This is a genomic window from Microcystis sp. LE19-10.1B (assembly GCF_027530565.1).
Classification (GTDB): Bacteria; Cyanobacteriota; Cyanobacteriia; order Cyanobacteriales; family Microcystaceae; genus Microcystis; species Microcystis aeruginosa.
On the sequence record NZ_JAPZQM010000579.1, the window covers coordinates 1 to 3,367 of the forward strand.

Sequence of the window (3,367 nt, forward strand, 5' to 3'; positions counted from 1 at the left end):
TCGAGAATTTGAAAATAAAGAAGAACTGGAAAAAGTAGTCAATCAGCTTTTAAATGAAGGGGGATTGATTATTAAATGGAGTAGAAAACTTAAAAATAAGGGTAATGCTGTCAATGTAACTTAAATGCGTAAAAGCTTAGCGCCATCAGGACGAACAAAAGCTAATGTCTTACCATCCGAACCAAAGTCAACAGATTCATGACCAAGATTTAATATTTGAATTGCTTGTTCTGTCTTTAAATCCCAGAGTTTGATAGTGCCGTCATCACCACCAGAAGCTAATGTATTACTGTCTGGACTAAAACTTATACTTTCGACCGAACCATAGTCCTCTTTTAGGAGGCGTATTTCTTTATCTTTTTCTACATTCCAAAGTTTGACAGTGCGGTCATCACCACCAGAAGCTAATGTATTACTGTCTGGACTAAAACTTATACTTTCGACCGAACCATAGTCCTCTTTTAGGAGGCGTATTTCTTTATCTTTTTCTACCTTCCAAAATTTGACAGTGCCGTCAGCACTACCAGAAGCTAATGTCTTACCGTCAGGACTAAAACTAACACTTTTGACTGAACTATCGTGACCTTTTAGGGTTCGGATTTCGTTTCCTGTCTTTACATCCCAGAGTTTGATAGTGTCGTCATCACTACCAGAAGCTAATGTCTTACCATCTGGACTAAAACTAACACTTTCGACAAAAGCATCGTAGTGACCTGGTAGGGTGAGGATTTCTTTTCCTGTCTTTACATCCCAGAGTTTGATAGTGCGGTCATTACTACCAGAAACCAATGTCTTACCGTCTGGACTAAAACTAACACTTTGGGCTAAACTATCATCACCTTTTAGGGTGCGGATTTTTTCTCCTGTCTCTACATCCCAGAGTTTGATTGTTTTGTCACCACTACCAGCAGCCAATATTTTACCGTCTAGACTAAAACTAACACTTTGGACTGAACTATCGTCACCTTTCAGGGTGCGGATTTCTTTTCCTGTCTCTACATTCCAGAGTTTGATAGTCGTGCCATCACTGCTAGAAGCCAATGTCTTGCTGTCAGGGCTGAAACTGATATCCTTATCATGCCCCATGCGGGCATCGACATACCCATCCCGCCCCATGTGGGTGCGGATTTCCTTGCCTGTCTCTACATTCCAGAGTTGGATAACTCTACCAGCAGAAACTAAAGTTTTGCTGTCTGGACTAAAACGTACACTATCAATTCCATCACTAGCAAAGTTATCAAGATTGAGAGTGTGGATTTCTTCTCCAGTTTCTACCTTCCAAAGTTTGATAGTGCCGTCAGAACTACTAGAAGCCAAAGTCTTACCATCTGGACTAAAGCTTAAGCTGGAGATTAGGTAACCATACCCCTTAAAGCTATTATATTCTCTTACGGTTACAAGAGATTTCTGTAAAGCCTCCATTACTTCGGCATTAATTGTACGTTGTTTTTGCAAAATTTTTCCTGCTTTGATCGCTTGTACAAAAGCTTCTAATCCTTTATTTTCATTCAATAGAGATAAAGAAAGCCTAGCAATAGATTCAGCCTGATTGTATTTCGCTTGTTGTGTTTGTTTCCAAGCCATCCAACCCAATCCCGTACTAATTACCACCGCCACCAAGGAACCCGCCGCAATCCCCCAAGCGGTTCTAATTTCCCGCCGCCTGCGGGCTGCTTCGGCTTGTTTTATCCGCTCTCGCTCTTGGAGACTCTGCCTGATAAAATCCTGTTCACTTTGGCTGATATCTTCTGGGCGTTTCTTCAATTGTTCTTCCGCCTCCGCCAACGCCGCCCCGCGCAACCATGAGCCTTCATCCCCCTGCGTCTTTTGCCATTGCCCCATCGCCCCCCGCAAACGCTCCTGCCAAGCGCGAAAAACCCTGTCTGTATCCATCCAGCCCCGCAATTCCCCCCAATTGCGAATCAGTGCTTCATGCACCACTTCCACCGTCTCCACCTGTGCCTCTTCACTGCGACTGGTGACAACTAAACGCGCATCCGCCAGTTGTTTCACCAGCGCCCAATTTACCGCCCCTAATTCCGCTTTTGTCGCCAGCCGCCGCGTATCTTCTGTGCCTTCCCCTGGGCGTACCAATTGGATGAAAATGCGCCGCACCTGTTCCCGTTGCGCCTCACTCAGCTTGTCATATTCTTCATTGGCATGGCGGGCCAAAGCACCCTGCACTTGGCCAATTTCTGTATATGCCAGATGGGTTAACTGTTGGCCCTGTCGCCGCTGCCACAATTCCGTTAAGGCAAACTCTAGTAATGGCAAATTCCCCGGCTCACTCTCCACATCATCGAGGATGCGCTCCACCAGTCCCGCTTCCAATATCACCCCCAATTTTTGCGCCGGTTTTTCAATAACTTCTGTGAGTTCTTCTCGGTTCATCGGCCCCAATTTCAAGTCAGTATTTTGTAAGACATCGGCAAAGGGACGATAGGAAAGAGCATTCCCCAAGAAATCCGCCCGCATAGTTAATACCAACACCATTCCTACCCTTTCAAAGGGGAATGTAGTTAATTTATCGAGAAAATTACGACGGATTGTTTCATCAGGACAGAGGGTATAAAGTTCCTCAAATTGGTCGGCAATTAGCAGTACCCGTTCACTGGGATAATTGTGTTGGATTTGGGCAAAAACATCAGCTAAAGGAATGTCGCCATCACGCAAATAATTTGCTAACTGACGCGCTTGGGCGAGGCGTTCTGTCTCATTTAAATTAGTTGTATAAAGGGGAACTAATGCCAAAGCTAGGGCATGAAAAGGGTCAGAACCGGGACGAAAATGGGTAAACTGCCAGTGACCTTCTTGTTGCAATTTAGGGACTAATCCCGCAAAAACTACCGAGGATTTGCCACTTCCCGACGCACCTAATAGGGGGATGAAATTACGGGTTTGGGTTGCCTGAAATAGGTTTGTGATAAAGCTTTTGCGCCCAAAAAAGTATTCTGCATCTCCTGGCCCAAAATGAAACAAGCCACGATAGGGACAGGGCAGATTATCATCGGCAACATCGGCAGAATCAGCAGGGGCTATTCTTGCTTCTTCTCGATAATAGTAATTGGTAATCGTGATGGTTGCATTGCCAGTCCCAGAGGTAGCAGCATATTGAGCTTCTGTAATATTTTGTTGAATTTCGCTTGGTTCTGACATATCAACCATCCTGATTAATTAAAATACAGTCTCAGTCATCCTTAGATGTGCCATGCTCGGTGATGCCGCTAATAAGTACCTAGGCAAAATTAATTACATACTCGCCTCCAAAATTGTCCAGCACTTTTTTAACGTAAGCGAGGAGGCTCTTTCGGTCTTTATAGGCGCTAAATTCAATCCATTCATATTTTAAAAATCTCCATAATATTTC

At 44.3% G+C, this 3,367-nt stretch carries 1 protein-coding gene and 2 pseudogenes; 1 reads left to right on the top strand and 2 read right to left on the bottom strand.

The genetic code is table 11. The features are described from left to right. Positions 1–124: pseudogene (locus O9332_RS21040) on the top strand (IS630 family transposase); the annotation flags it as partial. On the opposite strand, the gene O9332_RS21045 reads toward O9332_RS21040, so the two are convergent. After that, positions 121–3,156, bottom strand: coding sequence for a WD40 repeat domain-containing protein (locus tag O9332_RS21045; RefSeq protein WP_288027247.1), 3,036 nt, complete (start codon positions 3,154–3,156; stop codon positions 121–123). The pseudogene O9332_RS21040 and the gene O9332_RS21045 overlap by 4 nt on opposite strands. A 79-nt stretch (positions 3,157–3,235) precedes the next feature. After that, a pseudogene (locus O9332_RS21050) lies at positions 3,236–3,367 on the bottom strand (IS630-like element ISMae24 family transposase); the annotation flags it as partial.